Below are 19719 nucleotides of genomic sequence, written 5' to 3' on the forward strand. Positions count from 1 at the left end.
GGCGCCGACCGGTCAGCTCCTGACGGCGTGTGACGCACGTTCGCTCGTTCGGCCGGTCAGGGGCGGGAGGTCCCACTCCTCGTCGGGCGTGCGGAGGACGCGAAGCGCCAGGAACGCCATTCCGGCGGCGGTCAGCGACCAGGCCAGCAGATCCAGCCAGTTGTTCGCGAGCATCACCGCGGTCAGGTGCAACGGCTGTGACACGGCGAAGAGCAGGGCGAATGCCCTCGGCATCAGCCGAGCGCGGAAGCTGAGGATGCCGAGAAGCACGGTGCCGAGGATGTGCCCGATGAGGAACACGCCGAAGAAGACGGTGACGGTCGCGAGCTCGCCGACGCCGTCGTAGATCGCCGTGACCGCGGCGGGGTCGACCCCACGGCGGACGCCCGCGGGGGCGATACCATCGACGACGGCCAGCCCGGCGAGGCCCAGATACCCCGGGATCAGGAGGGCCGCGACCCACACCGTGAGCACCGGCTGATAACGCCGCGTGAGGTGCACCGCGGCATACGCCCCCGGGACGAGGGTGAACGTCGCGACAGCGCCCAGCGCCATGACCACTTCGAGCCTGGCGGGGTCTGCGGCCGCCGCAACAGCCGGCGGGTCGAACGGGATGATGAATCGCAGCAGCGCGACGGCGAGCGGTCCGACCGGCATGAGGACGGCGGCGGCGATCCGGCTGAACCGCCGGGTGTCCCTCCGCGCACGGGTGGCGCCTGCCGTGACGCTCATGACCGCTGCCCCTTCAGGAGGAGCAGCACGATCGCGACCACGGTGACGACGACGGTGACAGCCGCCGCGAGAACAGCCGCCGTCGGAACATCCGGCACGAAGAACGCGGGCACTGCCGTCAGCGCCGACAGCGCGCGCAGCGCGGCCATCAGCCAGATCGACCACCGCGAACCACGCCAGGCGATGGGGACGAGAACCGCGGTTCCGACTCCCAGGACGATCGCAACGACGGCGACCTCGGGCGGAAGGAGGGAGCCCGGAGCGAGTTGGGCCACACCGCCTACGATGTCGACGAGGGCCAGGACGGCGGCGATCACGATGCCGGCTCGCGTCAGGTTCGGGGCGGTCTTTCGAGCGGTGTGCGACGCGGGGGCGCCGAGGTTGCTGGTCATGGTCGTGCTTCCTTCTCGTGATGGCGGATACCGGCGGCGGTGTGCGCCGGACGTGATCGACCCTCGTCCTCCCTGCGCCGGGTCGGATGGGGCTGCACCCGCCTTCACTCGGCTCCGACCGGGATAATCTCCCGGTCAGGCTGGGGGTCTGCCCCTAACGCCGCCGCCGTGCCGCCGCGATACTCGACTCATGGGGGCTCGGGAGACGGACGGCACCTCCATCGGGGTTCTCATCGCCGATGACCACCCGATGGTGCGTCGCGGACTGCACTCCCTGCTCTCCACGCTCCCGGGGATCGATGTCGTCGGGGAGGCGGGCAACGGACACGAGGTGATGCGACAGGCAGCGCTGTCCCGGCCCGATGTCGTCGTGATGGACCTGCGGATGCCCGACCTCGATGGCGTCGAGACCACGCGCCGGCTCACGCGCGACCACCCCTCCGTCGCCGTCCTCGTCTTGACGATGTTCGATGAGGACGCGCTGATCTCGGAGGCACTCGACGCCGGCGCACGTGGCTATCTGTTGAAGGGTGCCGAGCAGAACGAGATCGAGCGCGCGATCCGAGCAGTCGCCGCCGGCGACGCGATCTTCAGCGCGACCGTCGCGGACCGCATCCTGGGCCGGATCGCGTCGCCGGCAGCATCGGCCCTTCCTCCGCTGACTCCGCGGGAGAGCCAGGTTCTGGACCTCATCGCCGCGGGCTTGGCGAACGATGCCATCGCCGTCCGCCTGCACCTCGCGCCCAAGACGGTCGGCAACCACATCTCGGCGATCTTCTTGAAGCTCGGAGTGGCCACGCGGAGTGAGGCGATCGTCCTCGCGCGAGATGCCGGTCTGGGCCGGAAGTGAGGACACACTCCGACGGGGCGGCACCGGCGCGCCGGGCGCTTCAGCGGCCGATCCTCGTCGGGATGCTGGCGGTCTGCGCATCCCTCGCCGTCGCCGTCGTCATCCTTGCCGTCATGGTGCGGGCGACGTGGGCCGATGTCGTCTCCAGCTACACGCTCACCAACCTCAGTTTCACCGTCGGCTTCGTTGTGTCCGGCGCGGTGATCGCGTGGTTCCGGCCATCCAACGCCGTCGGCTGGATCTTCATCGCGTGCGGCGTCGGGCACCTGCTGACCCCGGCCTGCGGTCTCGGTGCCATCTACGGCGTGGAAGCGGGCTGGCCGGTGTGGGTGACCAGGTCGCTGGGCACCTGCTCGACCGCCGGGTGGATCATCGGGATCGGGGGGCTCTTCCCGCTCGCGCTGCTGCTGTTCCCGGACGGCCGGCTGCCCTCGCGCCGCTGGGCGCCGCTGGCGTGGCTGATCGTGGGCTACACGGTCTTCCAGGTCGTCTCGTGGGTGCTCGCCGACGAGGCCCCGTCGCCTGCGCGGGCCACGACATCCATCCTCTCCATCGGGCTCGTCCAGCCTGAGCCGCTCATGGTGGCCGCCGGCATCGTCGGCCTCGGGGTGCTGGTGGCAGCGGTCGCGTCGCTGATCGTGCGCTACGTCCGCGGCGATGAGACCATCCGCCGGCAGCTGCTCTGGGTGATCCTCGCCGTCGTGATCATGCTGGTCATCAACTCGCAGCGCTGGCTCACCGGCGACGGGCCGGTCCTGCTGCTGCTGACATTCGGACTCGTTCCCGTTTCCATCGCGATCGCCATCGTGCGGTACGGGCTGCTCGACATCCGCCTGGTGCTCTCGCGCACGCTGCTCTACGTCCTTGCCGTGGGGGCACTGATCGCCGTCTACGCGGGCCTGGTGGCGGCACTTTCGGCGGTGGTGCCCTCGGACGCGGACCGCACGGTGTCCGTCGTAGCCGCCATCGTGGTGGCGCTCGGGTTCAACCCGCTCCGCCTCGCGCTTCGCCGGGTCATCGACCGCGCCTTCTACGGCACGCGGTCGGATCCGGCGGCGACCGCGGGCCGTGTCGGGGAGGGCTTGGGTAACGCAGAGGATCTCGGCGACGTGATCGAGCGGGCGCGGATCGCCCTGCGTCTTCCCTATCTCGCGCTGACCACCACCGGCGGCGAGCGCCGATTCGAGTCCGGCGAGCTTCGCGACGGTGAGCAGGCGGAGATCCCGCTGCGGTATCGCGGATCCGAGGTCGGCCACCTCGTCGCCGGCCTGCGGCGGGGCGAACGCGTGATGCACGACGATGACCGCGTCTCGCTGGAACTGATCGCCGCACCGCTCGCGGTGGCCGTGCACGCCTCGACGCTGGCCGAGCAGGTGCAGGCATCCCGAACCGCCGTCATCGAGGCCCGCGAAGAGGAGCGGGTGCGTCTTCAGCGGGAGCTGCACGACGGGCTCGGCCCGATCCTGACCAGCGCCGCGCTGCAGGCGGATGCGACGTCGAACATGCTGCGCTCCGATCCACCCGCCGCCGAGCTGCTGCTGACCGATGTCCGCTCCGACATCCGACAGGCCCTGGATGACGTCCGTCGTGTCGTGTACGGGCTGCGCCCGATCGAGCTGGACGAGCTCGGACTGATCGGGGCGATCGAGCAGCGCACGCGACAGCCCATCGTGGCGGGCGATCGCACCGTGCGGTTCTCCGTCGAGGGCGGAGCGCTCCCCCCGCTCAGCCCGGCGGTGGAGCTCGCCGCTTTCCGCATCGCCATGGAAGGGGTGTCGAACGTGCTGCGGCACTCGGATGCCACGCACTGCACGATCTCGGTGGGCGCCTCCGGCGACATCCTCGAGCTCTCGGTGACGGACGACGGCTCCCCCACGAGCGGCTGGACCACGGGTGTGGGCCTTCGGTCGATGGTCGATCGCGCAGAGGAACTGGGTGGCGCGGCGACCAGCGGCCCCACGCCCGAGGGTTGGCGGGTCCATGCGACGGTGCCGTTGACCCAGCCTCAGTCGATGTGACGAAGAGGGCGATCGATGGAGATGGAGGTTGCGGTCGACGTTCGGCTCGCGCTCCTCTAACCTCAGCGCATGAGCGTTCCCCATGACGTCGCGGTGCCGGCCACCACCAGCGAGATGATTCCTGGCGCAGCGGTGATCGCGCGGATCCGTCGCCTGATCTACGTCGCCGTCTCGGCAGGCGTGCTCTATTGCGTATTCAGCGGAGGAACCAAGGGCGGGTGTGCTGGGGGGATCACCGGAAATGGTGAATTCCTCGACGCCGATGGTGCTCTCACCGGGGTCGCACCCTCGTGCGTCAGTCTGTCGCTGCGCCCGAGTCCGGTCATGGTGATCATCTTCACGGGGATGGTGCTCTTCGCACTGCGACGGGTGCTGCGCCGTGCAGACGACGAGGCTTCCGCCATCCGCATCATCGATCGGACGGCGGTGTCTGTGATCGTCGTCGCGGTTGCGTCCGTCGTCATTGCGCAGGTCTGGTTCAGCCTGATCCCGCTGTACGGCATCGACGGTTCAGGCACCTACATCTGGCCGTTTCCGTTCGCCACCGTCGACCTGGTCACGTCACCGATGACGCCCTCTTGAGCGGGCAGCACCTGAGACGCCGCGTCCGGACATCGCACCCGGTGGTGGGCTGCAATGCCGATTTACGTGTCCTTTCAGGAACCCGCGAGACGTCCGTGGCTTCCGCGCGCGCTCGCGCTCTGAGCGGAGCTGTCCACATCGAGCTCAACACGCGAGGGAGATTGTCCTCCCGTGTCGAGTGCCCACCCACCCGCGAATCCCCCCGTGCGCGAATCGGCACTACATCAGAAGAGACAGCGTCTCGGCGTAGGCGGCGTCACGCCGGTACATGGCCGCGTGGTCGCCAAACTCCAGGTTGCCCGTCTGGCGTAGTCGACCGTCTGTATATGTCGCGAGATCCAAGAGCCGCGCAGCAACGGTGTCGAGCACCTCACCGCGTCGGAACGGCAGCCCGTACGCCCCGACCAACCGGTCGAGGCGAGCCAGTCGCTCATCCAGGGTGATATCGATCCCAGCGTCTTCCCCCAGAGGCGCCAGCCGATAGACCAGGTATGCGAGGTCCCAGATGCGTGGTCCAGGCGAAGCGGTGTCGAAGTCGAAAAGACCGGTCACGCGGCCACCAGAGAACGTCATGTTGTACGGCGCGACGTCGTTGTGACAGATCACCTCTTCCGGTTCGTGGCGCGGCAGACTCCACGGCAGATCCCGACCGACAAGAGGCACGCTGGCGTCGTGGATCCGCCGGAGCAGCTTGCCCGTATCGTCCAGGATCGCCGGCGCCCAGAGCCAGTCAGGAAGAGGGTAGTTGCCGACGTCTCCGGGGAGGAACGAAAGGACTTCACGACCCAGATCGTCGAAGCCCAGTGGTTCCGGGACTTCGTACACGCCCGCCTCGCGCAGAGCACGCAGCAACTCGTGAACGGCCGGAGTCCACGAACCGGTCACTCGATGGACAGTCCCGCCGACCCTCACGACCGTGGTGGAGTTGCCGCCGTTGAGAACCTGCCCATCCATCTCGTCACCCTACGCGACGCACACCAGCACGCGAACAACGCCGAACAATCCCCGCAGTTCGGCCATCGTCGACTTCGGCACTGGAGCTGCTGCTACGGATGCCGCTCCTTCTTCGGGCATCATGGCGGGCGGGTCTTGCGATCATCGCGTATCGCGGGACGGCGTTGCCCTCTGGGTGTAGCGCAGGAACGAACCGATCGCGCGCTCGTTCACCTACTTACGCTTGTCAATACTATCGGCTCGCGTTAGCATGGCGGAGTGATCCACTCTTTCGCGGACGAGCCGACGCGCAAAGTCTGGGCGCGCGAGCATGTCCGGCAATTCGGGCAGGAACTGCAACGTGCTGCACAGAAGAAGCTTCGCCTGCTCAACGCAGCCGAGACGATCAACGACCTGCGCATCCCGCCGGGCAACCGGCTCGAGAAGCTGGCCGGCGACCGCGACGGACAGCACTCGATTCGTATCAACGACCAGTACCGCATCCGCGTCGTCTGGACATCCGGCGGCCCAACCGACGTCCAGATTGTCGACTACCACTGAGGAGTGACCACCGATGACGAAGGCACACGACCCGATCACCCCGGGTGAGATTCTCCAGACCGAGTTCCTCGAGCCACTAGGGATCACGGCCTACCGCCTTGCGCAGGCGACCGGCCTGCCGCAGACCAGACTCAGCGAGATCATCCGCGGCAAGCGGCGGATCACCACCGACACCGCACTACGGCTTTCCCGCGCGCTCGGCCTCTCGGAGCGCTACTGGCTCAACATCCAGAACGACTACGACATCGAACTCGAGCACGACGAGCATGACGCCGACCTCGCACGCGTCGAGCGCCTGATCCCGGCCTGACTCTCCGATTCACGCGGGCCTGCGCCCACACTAGGACCGGCAAATGAACCTTGGCCGCCCCGATCGATTGACGGATGGTGCCAAAAGTGGCACCATCGTCTCGTGACCGGCGTCCGGCAGATAGAGCAACACGCGAGAGATTCGCCGACCGGAGTGAGCTTCAGTGACGCCATGAAGCTCGCGATCGCACTACCTCGGCGAACCGCGCAGAGGAAGCGGAAGCCATGTGGCGATCTTCAAGATGCCGTGGGCGGGTGACCCGCGCATCAACCTGCAGAAGGGTGAGGGCGGGAAGGCCAAGCCCTACCAAGTGAAACAACTGATATCTGCGATCGAGAAGAAGAAGGAGATGGACGAATGACCACGATCGAAGCGTCCGTCACGCACTACCGCTACGCGGTGCAGTGGTCTGCCGAGGACGAAGAGTTCGTAGCCACCGTCGCAGAGTTCCCGTCCCTCTCATGGCTAGCCGATGATCAAATCAGCGCATTGACCGGACTGGAGGAACTGGTGCAATCGGTCATAAGCGATATGCGCGATTCAGGTGAAGAGGTCCCTGAGCCTCTGGCCACGCGCACGTTCAGCGGTCGGCTCAACCTTCGTGTGACTCCCGAGCTCCATCGAAGGATTGCCTTGGAAGCACTCGAGCTAGGCAAGTCCATCAACAAGCACGCGTCCGATCGGCTCGCTGCCGGCTAACGAATCCAGCGATGGCCCTCACCCCGATCATGTGGTCGTCCGCGAAGCAGGCGGTCGCGCGTAGACGGACCGGCTTGCGGTCTCATCCGCGGAGACGAGATGCGATGCCCACGTTGACTGCACCGTGTCCGACTGGTGGAATCTGCCTATGGAGATTGTCGGCTGGCTCAGCGTCCTCATCGGTGTCGTGCTGCTGACGTGGTCCTCCCGGATCGTGAACCTTGCGAACGCTGGGCGTCAAGTGCCGTACTGGACCAAGCCTGACGAAACCCCTAAGCGTTCCATCTGGATGCGGGTACTGGGTGTGTTCTTCCTGTTGGTCGGTGTCTTCATGTTCACGGCGACGCTGGGCTACTGGTCCGTGGCGGTAGTTCTCGCGGGCTTCGCTCCGGGAACCGCGCTCATCGCCCTCCACAACAGACAACTCGCCACGCCCGCGTAATCCTCTAACGCGCTGCCTCAACTCCGGCCCGGCTACATCAGCGGGATCGCGCATCGCCCGCGTAGAGCAACCAGCTCGCGCGGGTATCGTGCAGTGCATAAAACAGACCCCGCCGCACCGCCGGGTTATGCGCCTGTGCCGGTTCGGTGAATGACCGTCATTCGGCCAGATAGCCGGTGGCCGGGTCGATCCCAGACAAGAACGCGCGGATCTCGGAGCGAACCTCATCGTCCGTGCGCGCTGCCGCGCCCGATCCTCCTACCGAGAACCCGTAGCTCGCGTTCGGGCCGCTCACCCAGGTGTGGTGAATCGAGCTCCCGTCTCTCACAACGTCGAACTCTTCACCATCGACGACGAATCGCACGGGTTCGGTCACGGCGCCATAGTCTCACGACGGGAGATTTCTGGCACGGTGGCAGACCCCTCGTGGGCTCGAGATGGGCCGTCCCTGCGCCGGTCTTCCAGCGGGCGTGGCACGCTGGAGCCATGAAGGGTCCCTCTCTCCGCGCGCGGCTGCTCACGGCGCTTTCGGGCGATCCGGACGGCACGCCCCGGTGGGTGCGTGAGCTCGCCGAGGGCGACGACGACGGGTACTTTCCCGACGGGGGCGCGGTCTGGACGGTCCACGCCGGCACCGCGACCTTCGTCGCCGGCATCCGGGCGCTGCTCATCCAAGCCCTCCACCCCGGCGCGATGGCCGGCGTTCACGACTTCTCGCGCTACCGAGAGGATCCACTAGGCCGACTGACGGGCACCGTGCGGTGGATCATCTGCGTCACGTACGGCTCGACGACGCAGGCGAAGCAGGAGACGGCGCGCGTCGGCCGGCTGCACGAGCGCGTAGCGGGAACCTACACGACGGATGCCGGGGCTCACGCCTACTCGGCGTCGGACGCCCGTCTCGTGGAATGGGTGCACCTCGCCTTCGCAGACGCGTTTCTGGGCGCGCACGAGCGGTGGGGCGGTCCGATCCCTGGAGGAGCCGACGGATACGTGCGCGAGTGGGCGACCGCTGGGCGCCTCATGCATGTGGAGAATCCGCCCGAGACCGAGGCCGACCTGAGGGAGAGGCTGCGGGGGTTCCTCGACCGTGGAGAGCTCCGCCGCGACGAGCGCGTGGACGAGGTCGTGCGGTTCTTGCGTGACGTGCCCTTCACCGGCTCGATGCGACTCGCCTATCGCGTGCTGTTCGCCGCCGCTGTCGCGAGCCTGCCGCGGCCGTACCGACAATTGCTCGGGGTGCGTCGCACTGTCCTGCCCGTCGTGACGGCCACTCGCATCGTGCTCGCGGTATCGCAGCGCGCGCTCGGCGCGGGCCCTCGCGCACAGGATTTCGCTCGAGAGCGGCATCGCCGCCTCGCGCACGAACAAGCCGGGGCCCATCCCTCAGAGTGAGGCTTCGCCTCCCCGGGCGTTGAATCGCCCCGGCTCCCCATCGAGGAACCACGCCACGCGGCTTCACAGCGTGCAGGGAGCGTCCGTTTGACGACCGGCTCGCGGGCAGCAACCAGCGCCCCTGATCGATCCCTACTTCGGTTGGCCGACCAGCCGAAGACCCACCAGCACGAGTCCGGCAGCAAAGGCCGCGGCTCCCAGAGTGAGGATCGCGACGCCGCCAATCGACGACAGTACCGCGCTGCCCCAGGCGACCAACGCGAGGCCGACAAGCAATAGCGACCAAACGTACACTTTCGCGCGCACGCAAATTAGCGTACCCAGGTCGGAACGGCGTGACGATGCGACGGCACCGCCGTGCGCGCTGAGCGACCGGATGCGTGCAGGCCGGAGGTGTGGGCATGATTGCGGTGACTGGACAGGAGCGTTGATGCGATCGAGCAGACCGATCCCCGGTAGCCCGTGGCCACGCGACATGGGGATCACCGTGGACGACCGACCCACCGCGCTGCTGGAGCTGCTGTGGATCCGCGAGGCCCACGACCTGCACCTGCACGGCACGGACCTGCCGCCTCTGCTCGTCGATACCCCCGCGGGCGCGAGTGGAGGGGGTGCGTCCGCAGCGGAACGGGTGTGGTGGGAGCGCGCGTGGCCACGCATGTGGCACGCTGCCGCGGAGCACGCCGGCCGTGGCCAAAATCCCCGACAGTTTGAACGGCTACAGCAGACCGCGGACGCATCGACCGAGCGCAAGCAGATCCTTCACGAGATGGTCGGCCCATCGTGGCGGGACGAGTTCGGCGACGCCTTATTCGACGACAACTCCTACCAGGACTGGTCTCGCCGCGGCATGGATGCTCACCTCTCGTCGATGCGGCAGAGGATGTCCCACTCGCCGGAACACAGGGACCTCGATGCACTCATCCGGGCATGGCATGCCGGGCTGACCAAGATCGTGCCCATCCCCTGCGAAGGCGAGTACTCACACAAGATCACCCCCAACGCGCTGCTGATAACTGACGCCACTCGCAACGACAGCGACGGCTACCAGCGCGCCCTCGACTCGTTCCGCTGACGTCTCGGGGAGCCCCTCCGCGCGCTCGGAGGTGAGCGCCAGCTACGACTCTCGTGCGACGCCCGGAGACCGACCGACTACGGGCGTGCCTGGAGTTGAGTTAGTGCGCCGGACGCTGCGGCTACTGGATACGGTTGGCGAGTGGATCGACATCTTCGTCACCCCAGCCGACCGGCGCGCTGGGGTGGCGCCGGGTTGGTGCCTGTCCAGTCGTCGAGCGCGGCCGAAGTCGAAGTATGGACGGGGTGGATTGAGGACGAGGCCGAGATCTGGGAAGCGCTCATCGCAATCCCAATCGAACGTGGGGATGCGGTCCAGCTCCGTTCAGTCCCGGTATACGCGTACGGTCTGAATTACGGCGACGCCGTCGAGTGCGTGGCGTCGGCCGAGGGGCCGCTCGTTATCAGCCACGTGACAAGCGTCGGCGGGCAGGCCACGTTCCGAATCTGGTTGGGCAGCGACGCTGATCCGTCCGCCTGGCGCCGGATCGCGGAGGCCTACGCGAAACGAGGATGCATCATCGATATGTCGACGATGAGCCTCATTGCCTTGTCATGCGCCGCCGAGGATGCGGAGCCCATTCGACACCTGCTCAACGAGGACGCCACCAGAACGGCCTCGCCTGGGAGCCGGCACACCGACGGCCTGACCTCCCAACGACACGACAGTCCGCTCCAGGGGCGGCACGTTCAACCACCATCGGGAGCTACGCGACACAGAGCCCGGGCGGGCGATAACGTCGGGAAGGTGAGGGCCAATTCCATGGATGACGCACGCCCGAACGCGGCTGAGGTCCGGAGCAAGCGCGGCCCGGAAGCGGCGCTCGCCATCGTGATTGGCGGAGTCCTAGCACTAGCTTTCGGATGGTCGGCGCTCGGCCTCGTGCGCGACACGCTCCACTTCAACTGTTCGTGGGGCATCGGTGGTGAATGGGGCCCGGACGGCACATGGGTGTGCGCCGACGGTATCGGCTACCTCGGTGTGGCAGTCGTGCTCGGCGGGATGTCGGCTCTGATCATCGTTGCCGGGCTCCTCGTTGCGACTGCGGCGCCGTCGCGCGGTCGCTCCGTCGTGTTCCTGGTTCTGGCTGCGATTCCGATCGGGTGGATCGGCTGGTGGACCTACTACGCCGCAACCCTCTACTCCGGCCCCCGACCCGCTGGCGAGACAGGATTGGGCCTCTGGGCCTCGACGGTGCTGCCCAGCATCATCCTGTGCACCGTGAGCCTGATAGTCGGAGCGGCCCGTCCCCTGATGATGCGCCGGTGGTCATTCGTCGCATTGTGGTGCGGTGTCGGCTTGCTGCTCATCGCGACGGTGCTGCAGCTCGGCATCGGCATCGCGACCTTCGTATCGGCCGGGATGCTGGCAGCCGCCGGAGTCGGGCGTGCTCCAGCACGGTGAGCCACCCGTCAGCGTGCCGGACGCGAGTCTCTGTGCAATTTCGCTGGATTCGCTCGGCTCGAGGAAAGCGGCGGCCCACGATCCGCACGCTGGCTGACCGACCAGCAAGCGGAGCGCTCGGAGTGTCGTCCGCGGGCTCAGCGCCCGGAAAGAGCCTAGATCGGAGCACTGCGCGCAGGGTCCCAAAGCGCCCAACCGACATTGCGGCCCAGTTCCCCAAAACAGCCCTGCACGCCAAGCCGGTGCACCGCGAACCACCAGACCTCCAACTCCACTGCGATGGTGTCATTCAACCTCGCCAACAGAGCCTCTAGTTCATCTTCATCTCCGGGAATCGGCCCTCGCAGGCTCGCCTCGGTCTGCCCGATGTGGGTCTCGAGCCGCCTCCAGTGATCGAGTGGCGAGTCGAACGCGCCCGGGCGATCTGTCGCCAATATGTCGAGGTAGTGGAAGCGGCCCGATCTGCCGTACCGCGACAGCGTAGCGAAGAGCAGAGGTAGGGTTGCGCTCGACTCGATGCGCGAGAGAAGAGTTCTCGCGTAGCCTGCCGCGGTCGCGCCCGAAGCTCCGTCGTGTGCTGTCCCGACTAATCGATCGGCGAGTCCGTCGATGTCGTGTCCCCAAGCCACGAGCGTGCTCTTGCTGGGCCACTGACCCGTCCGCTCCACTTCGGCGCACCCCAGTAGAAGCTTCATTGTTTTTTCGACGCCGATGCTTCCAAGCGTGAATACGGCGTCCGTGTGCAGGATCGGGAATCGGATTGTGCGAATCGCCTCGAGCGCGTCGCGTAGGAGATTCTGTGCTGACTGCGCCTCCTGGATGAGAGCGAGTGCCTGCTGATTCGACAACGCGGGGTGCATCCGGCTCGTGGCGTTGGCCCATGCGCTCACGACATATCACCGCCGTATCTCGTCAACATGGATGTGGGGCGGACATGACTACGGCCGGCGGCGGACTGCACGTTCGCGACTCTAGCCGCGACTCGGACGTCGAACAGGGTCAGGACGACGCGTGCGCACAGTCAGTGGAGCTCGCAGCGGAGACTTACCAGCCATATCTGACTGGAGCCGTTTCGGTACAGGCGGGTGGACAGTCTGCGACGCTAAACCACCCGCGATCGTGCCGCCGTCTCCGCGGATCTGTCTTCCATGTAGGGCGCTCAACCGGTGGCTTGATCGTTGGAGTCGGAGCCTCACCCGCTTTTCCGGACACCTGAGTTGAGGCGATGATCGTCTCAGAGAGGAGTCCGTGAGATGCCTGCTGCCCACCCGCCGGAGTTCCGGCGTCGAGCCCTGGATCTGGTCGCCCAGGGAAACCCCGTCGGCCAGACCGCCCGTAATCTCGGGATCAGCGAGTCCTGTCTTCGGAACTGGATGACACGGCCGCGAGCCTCGCGATCTCGTCGGGCGCGAACGTGAGGCGGTGCAGCGGATGCCCGGACACAAGTCCGCGGCGATGACGCTCGACACGTACGCCGACCTCTTCGAGGACGACCTGGCCGACGTCGCCGCGCGTCTCAATCAGGGCGCTCTCGCCGCCGACGTCATCCGGATCGTTCAGGTATGAGCTGTGGGCAAGCCCCGATTCTGTGGGCAAATTGTGGGCAAACGGCGAATCTGGCGTCGCCGGAGCGCACGAAAAGGGCCAGAAATCCGCGTAATTCCGCGGGTTTCTGGCCCTTCTCTGTGACAGCGGCTGGTGGAGATGGGGGGAATCGAACCCCCGTCCATCGCTGAGATATCGCGTCTTCTCCGGGCGCAGTCTGTGCAGACGTTCTGCTCGGCTCCGACCTTTGTCACAGACACCTAAGTCGACGAGCCCAGCCTGGGAAGAGTCCCGAGCGGCGTCCAGACGCCACCGCTCAGCAAGTCCCCTAGATGACGCCAGAATCCGTAGCGGGAACACCTACGGTCTGACGGAGTTCAGGCTCGCTTAGGCAGCGAGGGCGAACTCAGTGCGCTTGGTTTCGGCACTTATTGGTTTACAGGGAGCGTTTACGAGATAACCCTGTATCCTCGGCCCGCTTCTCGCGAATTCACAGGCGATGTCGAAACCGATCATCCCCGTGATCCTCCGTGTGGAGGGGCCACTGTCACGCTGTGGAGTTGTGTGTCCGGAAGCCGAAGCATCCGGCCTCACAGACTACAACGGATGCGCGGGCCTCGCCATTCCCGGGTTGGCCGTATGCTCGCGGCATGAGCGAGGTCATCGTCACCGTCCGGGGTGAGCAGGAGCGACGCGTCACACCCGAGCATGCGGTCATCCAGCTGTCGGTACGGGCAGACGGACCCGAGCGGGGGCCGGTGATCGAGCGGGTCACGGCCTTGGCCGAGCCGCTGCGCGACGACCTGGTCGCCCACCAGCGCTCCGGCGAGGTCGTGGAGTGGTCGAGCGGCCGCGTGTCGGTGTGGTCCGAACGCCCGTGGAACGCCGATGGCCGACAGCTGCCGCCCGTGCACCACGCCTCGATCGAGGTCACCGCGACGTTCCGCGACTTCGTCGCCCTGTCGTGGTGGATCGGCGAAGTGGCCGAGACGGATGCGGTCCAGGTGACCGACGTCCACTGGGAGCTCTCCCCCGCCACGCGCGCCGAGGTCGAGCGCGAGGTCGCCGCCGAGGCCGTGCAGGTCGCGGTCGAGCGTGCCCGCGCCTACGCCGGCGCCCTGGGTCTGGAGTCGGTGTCGCCGCTGGAGATGGCCGACGCGGGGCTGTTGCTGCCGCACCCCGACCGCGGTCCGCAGATGATGCGCGCGATGGCGGCGGAGTCCTCCGGTCCCGGGGTCGCACTCCAGCCGGCCGACATCGTGGTCAGCGCGGCCGTCGAGGCGCGCTTCCTCGCCCGCTGAGGTCAGTCGCCGAGGCGGTTGCGCGAGCGCATCGCGCGCTCGGCCTCGCGCTTGTCTTCGCGTTCGCGGATCGTCTGACGCTTCTCGAACTCCCGCTTGCCCTTGGCCACCGCGATCTCGACCTTCGCGCGACCGTCGGAGAAGTACAGCCGCAGCGGCACGAGCGTGTACCCGCCGGCCGACACCGCATGGGAGATCTTGATGATCTCGTCCTTGTGCAGCAGGAGCTTCCGGGTGCGCTTGGTGGCGTGGTTGGTCCAGTGGCCCTGGGAGTACTCGGGGATGTGCACGGCGTCCAGGAACGCCTGACCGCCGTCGATGTAGGCGTAGCCGTCGGTGAGGTTGGCCCGGCCCTGCCGGAGCGATTTCACCTCGGTGCCGGTGAGGACGAGGCCAGCCTCATAGGTCTTCTCGATGGCGTAGTCATGGCGGGCGCGACGGTTCGTCGCGATCACCTTCTCGCCTTTTTCGCGGGGCATGTCCCACCTCCCTCAGCATCCGGGCACACGCAGCCGTTCAGTCTACAAGGCGCGCGACCGACCGTGCTGCGCCGCGGTCGCGCGCGCGGCTAGGTGCGCAGCCAGCGGCGGATGGCGAAGCCCGCCGACAGCGCCGCCAGTACGACGCCGATCAGCACGATCACCGGCACCACGAGGGCCACGTCCTGCGGGCCGACCCACGTCGTCACGAACGTGATCCGGTCGCGCAGGTACTCGCCGACGCCGAAGGTCACGATCGCCCACACCGCTGTGCTCGCCAGAGCCGACCCGATGAGAGCGGCCAGCACGCCCTCGAGGATGAACGGCGTCTGGATGAACCGGTTGGATGCGCCCACCAGCCGCATGATGCCGATCTCCCGTCGCCGGGCGAACGCCGAGAGCCGGATGGTCGTGCCGATCAGCAGCACGGCCGCGATGAGCATCAGCGCCGCGATGCCGACGGCGATATACGTCGCGATCGTGAGGGCGTCGAAGAGTGGTTCGAGGTACTGCATCTGGTCCTGCACCTCTTCGACGCCTTCCATCCCGCCGAAGGCCTCGGCGATCACCTCCGACTGGCCCTGGTCCTTGAGGTTGATGAAGAAGCTGGCGTTGATCTGGTCGGGAGTCAGGATGTCGGCGTAGTCCTCGCCGAGCTGCTCCAGCGCGTCTTCGTACGCCTCTTCGCTGGTGACGAAGCGGTAGTCCCGGATGAGCGGGGCGAGGGCGTCACCATCGAGCCCGGCACGCACCTGCGTGACCTGGTCCTCGGTGGCCAGCCCCTCCACGCACGTGTCGGAGTCGGACACGCTGGTGCACATGTGGACGGCGACCTGAGCGCGGTCGACCCAGAAGTCGCGCATCTGCGCGATCTGCATCTGCATGAGGATCGCGGCGCCGACGAAGGTCAGCGACACGAAGGTGACCAGGACGACCGAGATCACCATGGACGCGTTGCGTCGCAGGCCCGAGAAGGCCTCCGACAGGATGAGGCCGAATCTCACGAGGTGGGCCCCACTTCATCCTTGCGGTCATCCAAACCAAGCCGGTCGGCCAGGCCCAGTTCGTCGATGTCAACCTGCGGCAAGTCGACGGCGACGGGGCGCGTGTGCGTCGAGACGGCTTCTCCGGCGTGCGCGGGTGCCTGGTCGGTCACCACCGGGGCGGATGCGGCAGCCACGGCGGCGCCCTCTCGCGGTGCGTCTGCGGCACTCTCCGCGGCGCGGGTCTGCTGACCGGCGCGCGACGCCTCGGGTGCCGGCGGCCACACGGAGGCGGGCTCTTCCGTGCGCCCGAAGTCGTACGACGTCTCGTGCGTGACGGGGCCCTCCGGGGCGGCGACGGGGCCGAGAGCGTCGGCGACGGCGGGGGCGAGCTCGTCGGCGGCAGCATCCAGCGCGGCACCCGCGGCGGGGGCCACTTGTGCCACCTCGCGCTGCACCTCGAGCACCGCGGTGAGGGCGGCCACCGCGGCGGCCCCCTTCTCGACCTCGGGGGTCAGGCGCGGCAGGCCCGACGTGTCGCCGTATCCGCCGTGGCGTTCGTCGCGCATCATCTGCCCGTTCTGCAGTTCGATGACGCGGCGCTGCATCTGGTCGACGAAGGCGGCCTCGTGCGTGGCCATCACGACGGTGGTGCCGCCGGCGTTGATGCGGGCCAGCAGCCGCATGATGTCGATGGAGGTGCCCGGGTCGAGGTTTCCGGTGGGCTCATCCGCCAGCAGCACCTGCGGGCGGTTCACGAGCGCCCGCGCGATCGCGACGCGCTGCTGCTCGCCGCCGGAGAGCTCGTGCGGCAGGCGCTTCTCCTTGCCGCTGAGGCCCACGAGGTTGAGGACCTCGGGCACGGCCTGCTGGATGAACCCGCGGGAAGCCCCCGTCACCTGGAGCGTGAAGGCGACGTTCTGGAACACCGTCTTGGTCGGCAGCAGGCGGAAGTCCTGGAACACCGCGCCCACGTGACGGCGGAAGTAGGGCACCTTGCGGTTGGACAGGGTCCGCAGGTCGCGGCCGAGCACGACGACGCGTCCGCTGCTGGGAACCTCTTCACGGAGGATGAGCCGCAGGCACGACGACTTACCGGAGCCGGAGGCGCCGACGAGGAAGACGAACTCCCCGCGCTGCACCTCGAAGTCCACCGCATCAAGGGCGGGTTTGGAGGTGCCGCGATACCTCTTGCTGACGTTTTCGAACCGGATCATGGCGCATCGAGCCTAAGCGCGCGTCTCGTGCGACCCGGCGTGACGCGCCGCCCGGTCACGATCGCGTCGCCGCGGGTGGAATCGAGCTCAGTCGTCGTCTTTGCGCTTGCGCCAGCGGATGCCGGCGGCGATGAGGCCGTCGAGATCTCCATCGAACACGGAAGCGGGGTTTCCCACCTCGTAGCCGGTGCGGAGGTCTTTCACGAGCTGCTGGCCGTAGAGGAAGTACGAGCGCATCTGGTCGCCCCAGCTCGCCGTGATGGTGCCGGCGAGTTCCTTCTTCTTCGCCGCTTCCTCCTCACGCTTGAGCAGGAGCAGGCGTGTCTGCAGCACGCGCATGGCGGCCGCACGGTTCTGGATCTGCGACTTCTCGTTCTGCATCGACACGACGATGCCGGTGGGGAGGTGCGTGAGGCGCACGGCGGAGTCGGTGGTGTTGACCGACTGGCCACCGGGGCCCGATGAGCGGAACACGTCGACGCGGAGGTCGCCCTCGGGGATCTCCACCTCGACGGCCTCCTCCATGACGGGGATGACTTCGACGGCGGCGAAGCTCGTCTGCCGCTTGTCCGCAGAGCCGAACGGGCTGATGCGGGCGAGACGGTGCGTGCCGGCCTCGACCGACAGCGTGCCGTACGCGTACGGCGCGTCGATCTCGAACGTGGCGGATTTGATCCCTGCACCCTCGGCGAAAGAGGTGTCCATGACCTTCACGGGGTACTTGTGCCGCTCGGCCCAGCGCAGGTACATGCGCATCAGCATCTCGGCGAAGTCGGTGGCGTCGTCGCCGCCGGCACCGGAGCGGATCGTGACGACGGCGGCGCGGTCGTCGTACTCGCCGTCCAGAAGCGTCTGCACTTCGAGCTGGCCGATGACGTCCTCGAGCTCGGCGAGTTCACGACGCGCCTCCTCGGCGGTGTCTTCGTCGTCCATCTCGTTGGCGAGCTCCACGAGCACGTCGAGGTCATCGAGGCGCTGCTCGATTTCGGTGATGCGACGCAGCTCGGTCTGACGGTGGCTGAGGGCGCTGGTCACCTTCTGCGCCTTGTCGACGTCGTCCCACAGGTCGGGGGCGCCGGCCTCCTCGCTCAGGCGGGCGATCTCGGCGGTGAGCGCCTCGACGTCCACAACGGCCTTGATGTCGCCGAACGTGGAGCGCAGGGCCTGGATGTCGGCGGAGAGATCGAATTCGAGCATGGCAGTTCAGCCTACCGCCGCCGTGGTGCCGCCCGCGCGGACGGTCCTGCGCCGCCCTGCCGGCGACCGCCGCGGTTATCCACAGATACGAAATCGTTCGAACAAATGTCCGAAGGTCCTGCGAGAATCGAGGCATGCCCAGCCCCACCGCCGCCATCGCCGAGGCCCTCTCGGCACTGGATGCGGCGTGGGGAGACGCGCCCGACACCAGCGCGCTCCCGGATGCGACGGTCAAGCTCATCAACGAACGTGTCGCCGACCTTCGCCGCCGCGTCGATGGGCTGCACGCACGCGTCGCCGCGGAGGTGGCTGCGCGGTCACGTCCGGAGCTGGGGACGGAGGGATTGGCACGCAAGAACGGATTCCGGACGCCCGCGAAGCTGATCGCGGAGGCGACCGGCGGCCACACCGCAGACGCGGTGCGGCTCATCCAGGTGGGTCAGGCGACCGCTCCGCGCATGTCGCTGTCGGGCGAGATCCTCCCGGCGAAGCATCCGCACATCGCCGCCGCGATCGACGCCGGCAGCATCAGCGTGACCGCGGCCGGCGCGATCACGACCATGCTCGATCGGGTGTCGCTGCGCGTCGACGAGGCCATCCGCGACCATGCCGAGGAGACCCTCGCGCGAAAGGCTCCACTCCTCACCTACGACGAGCTTCTTGCCGTGCTGCGCCGCGCGGAAGCGCATCTCGATCCCGACGGCCTCGAACCGCGGGTCACCGAGCAGCACGGCGAGCGGTCACTGAAGATCGCGCAGGACGCCGCCGGAATGACGGTCCTCACGGCACGGCTCGACCCGGAGTCGGCCGCACCCGTCGTGGCCGCGATCGAGGCCATCGTCACCCACCAGCTCCGGACATCGCGCGGTCACAACGCGGCGCCACCGACGACCGGGAACGGCGACCATGACGTGGCGGACCCTGTCGACGCAGCGGGCGACTCGGATGCCGGCGCGTCCTGGCGTCGCAAGGGCGCAGCCGTCGAAGAATCGCGCTCGCTCACACAGATGCGTGCCGATGCGCTGGCGGCGATCTGCCGTCACGCCATCGGCTGTGATCGTGACGCACTCCCGTCCTCGGCCGTGACCGTGGTGGTGCGGATGACGCTCGACGATGTGCGAGGCGGCGCAGGGGTCGCCACCATCGACGGGATGGAGGCGCCCATCGACGCCGGAAGCGCACGGCGTATGGCCGCTGCTGCCGACATCATCCCCTGCGTGCTCGGCACCGACAGCGAAGTCTTGGACTGGGGCCGGGCCAAGCGGCACTTCACGTCCGCACAGCGGCTCATCCTCGTCGAGCGCGATGGCGGGTGCTCGTCGTGCCATCTGCCTCCTGCCTTCACCGAGGCGCACCACATCCGGTGGTGGGAGCGGGATTCCGGGCCGACCGACCTCGATAACGCGATCCTGCTGTGCACGTCCTGCCACCATCGCGTGCACGCCGACGGGTGGGAGATCCGCATCGACACCCCACCGGGAGCGCCACCCAGCGCAGGCTCGGTCTGGTTCATCCCTCCCCCGCACGTCGACCCGACTCGGACGCCGCGACTCGGCGGTCGACGTCGGTTCGATCCCCTCGCATGGGGCCTGACCGCCTGACGC

General features: G+C 67.6%; 23 protein-coding genes, 1 other RNA gene and 2 pseudogenes. 15 read left to right on the forward strand and 11 right to left on the reverse strand.

Features of this window, described 5'->3' with window-relative positions; all coding sequences use genetic code 11:
- Positions 1–12: 12 nt before the first annotated feature.
- Both F6J85_RS10485 and F6J85_RS10490 read right to left on the reverse strand, forming a co-directional pair.
- A complete protein-coding gene (locus F6J85_RS10485) occupies positions 13–732 on the reverse strand; it encodes a hypothetical protein (RefSeq protein ID WP_150924932.1) in 720 nt (239 codons plus the stop codon).
- Positions 729–1124 carry a hypothetical protein gene (locus F6J85_RS10490; RefSeq protein WP_150924933.1) on the reverse strand — a complete coding sequence of 132 codons (396 nt, stop codon included), beginning with the start codon at positions 1122–1124 and terminating at the stop codon, positions 729–731. The genes F6J85_RS10485 and F6J85_RS10490 overlap by 4 nt, the downstream gene beginning before the upstream one ends.
- Before the next feature lie 190 nt (positions 1125–1314).
- Between F6J85_RS10490 and F6J85_RS10495 the strand changes: the two genes are divergently transcribed.
- The 3 genes from F6J85_RS10495 to F6J85_RS10505 all read left to right on the forward strand — a co-directional run bounded on the left by F6J85_RS10495 (position 1315) and on the right by F6J85_RS10505 (position 4574).
- The gene (locus F6J85_RS10495) at positions 1315–1974 is read left to right on the forward strand and encodes a response regulator transcription factor (protein ID WP_191906583.1); all 660 of its coding nucleotides are present in this window, start codon (positions 1315–1317) and stop codon (positions 1972–1974) included.
- A 62-nt stretch (positions 1975–2036) separates the two neighbouring features.
- Positions 2037–3992 (forward strand): sensor histidine kinase, encoded by a 1956-nt coding sequence (locus F6J85_RS10500; RefSeq protein ID WP_150924934.1) that lies wholly within the window; start codon positions 2037–2039, stop codon positions 3990–3992.
- Between the two features lie 69 nt (positions 3993–4061).
- Positions 4062–4574, forward strand: coding sequence for a hypothetical protein (locus tag F6J85_RS10505; protein ID WP_150924935.1), 513 nt, complete (start codon positions 4062–4064; stop codon positions 4572–4574).
- 219 nt (positions 4575–4793) lie between these two features.
- Here the strand turns inward: F6J85_RS10505 and F6J85_RS10510 are convergent, their stop codons facing one another.
- Positions 4794–5528: an aminoglycoside phosphotransferase family protein gene (locus tag F6J85_RS10510; protein WP_150924936.1), complete on the reverse strand. Its 735-nt coding sequence runs from the start codon at positions 5526–5528 to the stop codon at positions 4794–4796.
- A 258-nt stretch (positions 5529–5786) separates the two neighbouring features.
- Here F6J85_RS10510 and F6J85_RS10515 point away from each other — a divergent pair, with 258 nt between their 5' ends.
- The 5 genes from F6J85_RS10515 to F6J85_RS10535 all read left to right on the forward strand — a co-directional run bounded on the left by F6J85_RS10515 (position 5787) and on the right by F6J85_RS10535 (position 7519).
- Positions 5787–6068, forward strand: coding sequence for a type II toxin-antitoxin system RelE/ParE family toxin (locus F6J85_RS10515; protein ID WP_150924937.1), 282 nt, complete (start codon positions 5787–5789; stop codon positions 6066–6068).
- Between the two features lie 13 nt (positions 6069–6081).
- Positions 6082–6378 (forward strand): HigA family addiction module antitoxin, encoded by a 297-nt coding sequence (locus F6J85_RS10520; protein ID WP_150924938.1) that lies wholly within the window; start codon positions 6082–6084, stop codon positions 6376–6378.
- Between the two features lie 226 nt (positions 6379–6604).
- On the forward strand, positions 6605–6739 hold the full coding sequence (locus F6J85_RS18165; RefSeq protein ID WP_275094039.1) for a hypothetical protein: 135 nt from the start codon (positions 6605–6607) through the stop codon (positions 6737–6739).
- Positions 6736–7077, forward strand: coding sequence for a type II toxin-antitoxin system HicB family antitoxin (locus F6J85_RS10530; RefSeq protein WP_150924939.1), 342 nt, complete (start codon positions 6736–6738; stop codon positions 7075–7077). Before F6J85_RS18165 ends, F6J85_RS10530 begins: the two co-directional genes overlap by 4 nt.
- Positions 7078–7225: 148 nt before the next feature.
- A complete protein-coding gene (locus tag F6J85_RS10535; protein WP_150924940.1) occupies positions 7226–7519 on the forward strand; it encodes a hypothetical protein in 294 nt (97 codons plus the stop codon).
- 157 nt (positions 7520–7676) lie between these two features.
- On the opposite strand, the gene F6J85_RS10540 is transcribed toward F6J85_RS10535, so the two are convergent.
- Positions 7677–7895: a hypothetical protein gene (locus F6J85_RS10540; RefSeq protein WP_150924941.1), complete on the reverse strand. Its 219-nt coding sequence runs from the start codon at positions 7893–7895 to the stop codon at positions 7677–7679.
- A 110-nt stretch (positions 7896–8005) separates the two neighbouring features.
- Here F6J85_RS10540 and F6J85_RS10545 point away from each other — a divergent pair, with 110 nt between their 5' ends.
- Positions 8006–8914, forward strand: coding sequence for an oxygenase MpaB family protein (locus F6J85_RS10545; protein WP_150924942.1), 909 nt, complete (start codon positions 8006–8008; stop codon positions 8912–8914).
- 132 nt (positions 8915–9046) lie between these two features.
- On the opposite strand, the gene F6J85_RS17695 is transcribed toward F6J85_RS10545, so the two are convergent.
- Complete coding sequence (locus F6J85_RS17695; RefSeq protein ID WP_191906584.1) at positions 9047–9220, reverse strand: hypothetical protein; 174 nt, start codon at positions 9218–9220, stop codon at positions 9047–9049.
- A 169-nt stretch (positions 9221–9389) separates the two neighbouring features.
- On the opposite strand from F6J85_RS17695, the gene F6J85_RS10550 reads away from it, so the two are divergent.
- Together F6J85_RS10550 and F6J85_RS10555 are read left to right on the forward strand one after the other, a co-directional pair.
- Positions 9390–9989 (forward strand): hypothetical protein, encoded by a 600-nt coding sequence (locus F6J85_RS10550; protein ID WP_150924943.1) that lies wholly within the window; start codon positions 9390–9392, stop codon positions 9987–9989.
- A gap of 141 nt (positions 9990–10130) precedes the next feature.
- Positions 10131–11393: a DUF4265 domain-containing protein gene (locus F6J85_RS10555; RefSeq protein WP_150924944.1), complete on the forward strand. Its 1263-nt coding sequence runs from the start codon at positions 10131–10133 to the stop codon at positions 11391–11393.
- Between the two features lie 155 nt (positions 11394–11548).
- Here the strand turns inward: F6J85_RS10555 and F6J85_RS10560 are convergent, their stop codons facing one another.
- On the reverse strand, positions 11549–12283 hold the full coding sequence (locus tag F6J85_RS10560; protein WP_150924945.1) for a hypothetical protein: 735 nt from the start codon (positions 12281–12283) through the stop codon (positions 11549–11551).
- A gap of 363 nt (positions 12284–12646) precedes the next feature.
- Here F6J85_RS10560 and F6J85_RS18335 point away from each other — a divergent pair.
- Both F6J85_RS18335 and F6J85_RS17815 read left to right on the forward strand, forming a co-directional pair.
- Positions 12647–12730, forward strand: a pseudogene (locus tag F6J85_RS18335) (hypothetical protein); the annotation flags it as partial.
- Positions 12731–12762: 32 nt separating this feature from the next.
- Positions 12763–12959 (forward strand): annotated as a pseudogene (locus F6J85_RS17815) (site-specific integrase); the annotation flags it as partial.
- Between the two features lie 130 nt (positions 12960–13089).
- On the opposite strand, the gene ssrA reads toward F6J85_RS17815, so the two are convergent.
- Positions 13090–13458, reverse strand: a transfer-messenger RNA (tmRNA) gene (gene ssrA, locus F6J85_RS10575).
- Positions 13459–13588: 130 nt separating this feature from the next.
- Here ssrA and F6J85_RS10580 point away from each other — a divergent pair.
- The gene (locus tag F6J85_RS10580) at positions 13589–14239 is read left to right on the forward strand and encodes an SIMPL domain-containing protein (RefSeq protein WP_150924947.1); all 651 of its coding nucleotides are present in this window, start codon (positions 13589–13591) and stop codon (positions 14237–14239) included.
- Between the two features lie 2 nt (positions 14240–14241).
- Here F6J85_RS10580 and smpB read toward each other — a convergent pair whose 3' ends face one another.
- The 4 genes from smpB to prfB form a co-directional block, all read right to left on the reverse strand.
- Positions 14242–14718, reverse strand: coding sequence for an SsrA-binding protein SmpB (gene smpB, locus F6J85_RS10585; RefSeq protein WP_135067402.1), 477 nt, complete (start codon positions 14716–14718; stop codon positions 14242–14244).
- Between the two features lie 89 nt (positions 14719–14807).
- Entirely contained in the window at positions 14808–15722 is a 915-nt protein-coding gene (ftsX, locus tag F6J85_RS10590) for a permease-like cell division protein FtsX (RefSeq protein WP_150924948.1), read from the reverse strand.
- Positions 15719–16918 (reverse strand): cell division ATP-binding protein FtsE, encoded by a 1200-nt coding sequence (ftsE, locus tag F6J85_RS10595; RefSeq protein ID WP_150924949.1) that lies wholly within the window; start codon positions 16916–16918, stop codon positions 15719–15721. Before ftsE ends, ftsX begins: the two co-directional genes overlap by 4 nt.
- 87 nt (positions 16919–17005) lie before the next feature.
- Complete coding sequence (gene prfB / locus F6J85_RS10600) at positions 17006–18115, reverse strand: peptide chain release factor 2 (RefSeq protein WP_150918337.1); 1110 nt, start codon at positions 18113–18115, stop codon at positions 17006–17008.
- 134 nt (positions 18116–18249) lie between these two features.
- On the opposite strand from prfB, the gene F6J85_RS10605 reads away from it, so the two are divergent.
- Positions 18250–19716 (forward strand): HNH endonuclease, encoded by a 1467-nt coding sequence (locus F6J85_RS10605; RefSeq protein ID WP_150924950.1) that lies wholly within the window; start codon positions 18250–18252, stop codon positions 19714–19716.
- The last annotated feature ends 3 nt before the right edge of the window (positions 19717–19719 follow it).

It is taken from the genome of Microbacterium lushaniae, assembly GCF_008727775.1.
GTDB lineage: Bacteria > Actinomycetota > Actinomycetes > Actinomycetales > Microbacteriaceae > Microbacterium > Microbacterium lushaniae.

Coding starts and splice junctions, on each gene's coding strand:
- F6J85_RS10485 (WP_150924932.1), bottom strand. CDS start 732: ATGAGCGTCACGGCAGGCGCCACCCGTGCGCGGAGGGACACCCGGCGG.
- F6J85_RS10545 (WP_150924942.1), top strand. CDS start 8,006: ATGAAGGGTCCCTCTCTCCGCGCGCGGCTGCTCACGGCGCTTTCGGGC.
- F6J85_RS10490 (WP_150924933.1), bottom strand. CDS start 1,124: ATGACCAGCAACCTCGGCGCCCCCGCGTCGCACACCGCTCGAAAGACC.
- F6J85_RS10530 (WP_150924939.1), top strand. CDS start 6,736: ATGACCACGATCGAAGCGTCCGTCACGCACTACCGCTACGCGGTGCAG.
- ftsE (WP_150924949.1), bottom strand. CDS start 16,918: ATGATCCGGTTCGAAAACGTCAGCAAGAGGTATCGCGGCACCTCCAAA.
- F6J85_RS10505 (WP_150924935.1), top strand. CDS start 4,062: ATGAGCGTTCCCCATGACGTCGCGGTGCCGGCCACCACCAGCGAGATG.
- F6J85_RS10605 (WP_150924950.1), top strand. CDS start 18,250: ATGCCCAGCCCCACCGCCGCCATCGCCGAGGCCCTCTCGGCACTGGAT.
- F6J85_RS10535 (WP_150924940.1), top strand. CDS start 7,226: ATGGAGATTGTCGGCTGGCTCAGCGTCCTCATCGGTGTCGTGCTGCTG.
- F6J85_RS10550 (WP_150924943.1), top strand. CDS start 9,390: ATGGGGATCACCGTGGACGACCGACCCACCGCGCTGCTGGAGCTGCTG.
- prfB (WP_150918337.1), bottom strand. CDS start 18,115: ATGCTCGAATTCGATCTCTCCGCCGACATCCAGGCCCTGCGCTCCACG.
- F6J85_RS10510 (WP_150924936.1), bottom strand. CDS start 5,528: ATGGATGGGCAGGTTCTCAACGGCGGCAACTCCACCACGGTCGTGAGG.
- smpB (WP_135067402.1), bottom strand. CDS start 14,718: ATGCCCCGCGAAAAAGGCGAGAAGGTGATCGCGACGAACCGTCGCGCC.
- F6J85_RS10500 (WP_150924934.1), top strand. CDS start 2,037: ATGCTGGCGGTCTGCGCATCCCTCGCCGTCGCCGTCGTCATCCTTGCC.
- F6J85_RS10520 (WP_150924938.1), top strand. CDS start 6,082: ATGACGAAGGCACACGACCCGATCACCCCGGGTGAGATTCTCCAGACC.
- F6J85_RS10495 (WP_191906583.1), top strand. CDS start 1,315: ATGGGGGCTCGGGAGACGGACGGCACCTCCATCGGGGTTCTCATCGCC.
- F6J85_RS10580 (WP_150924947.1), top strand. CDS start 13,589: ATGAGCGAGGTCATCGTCACCGTCCGGGGTGAGCAGGAGCGACGCGTC.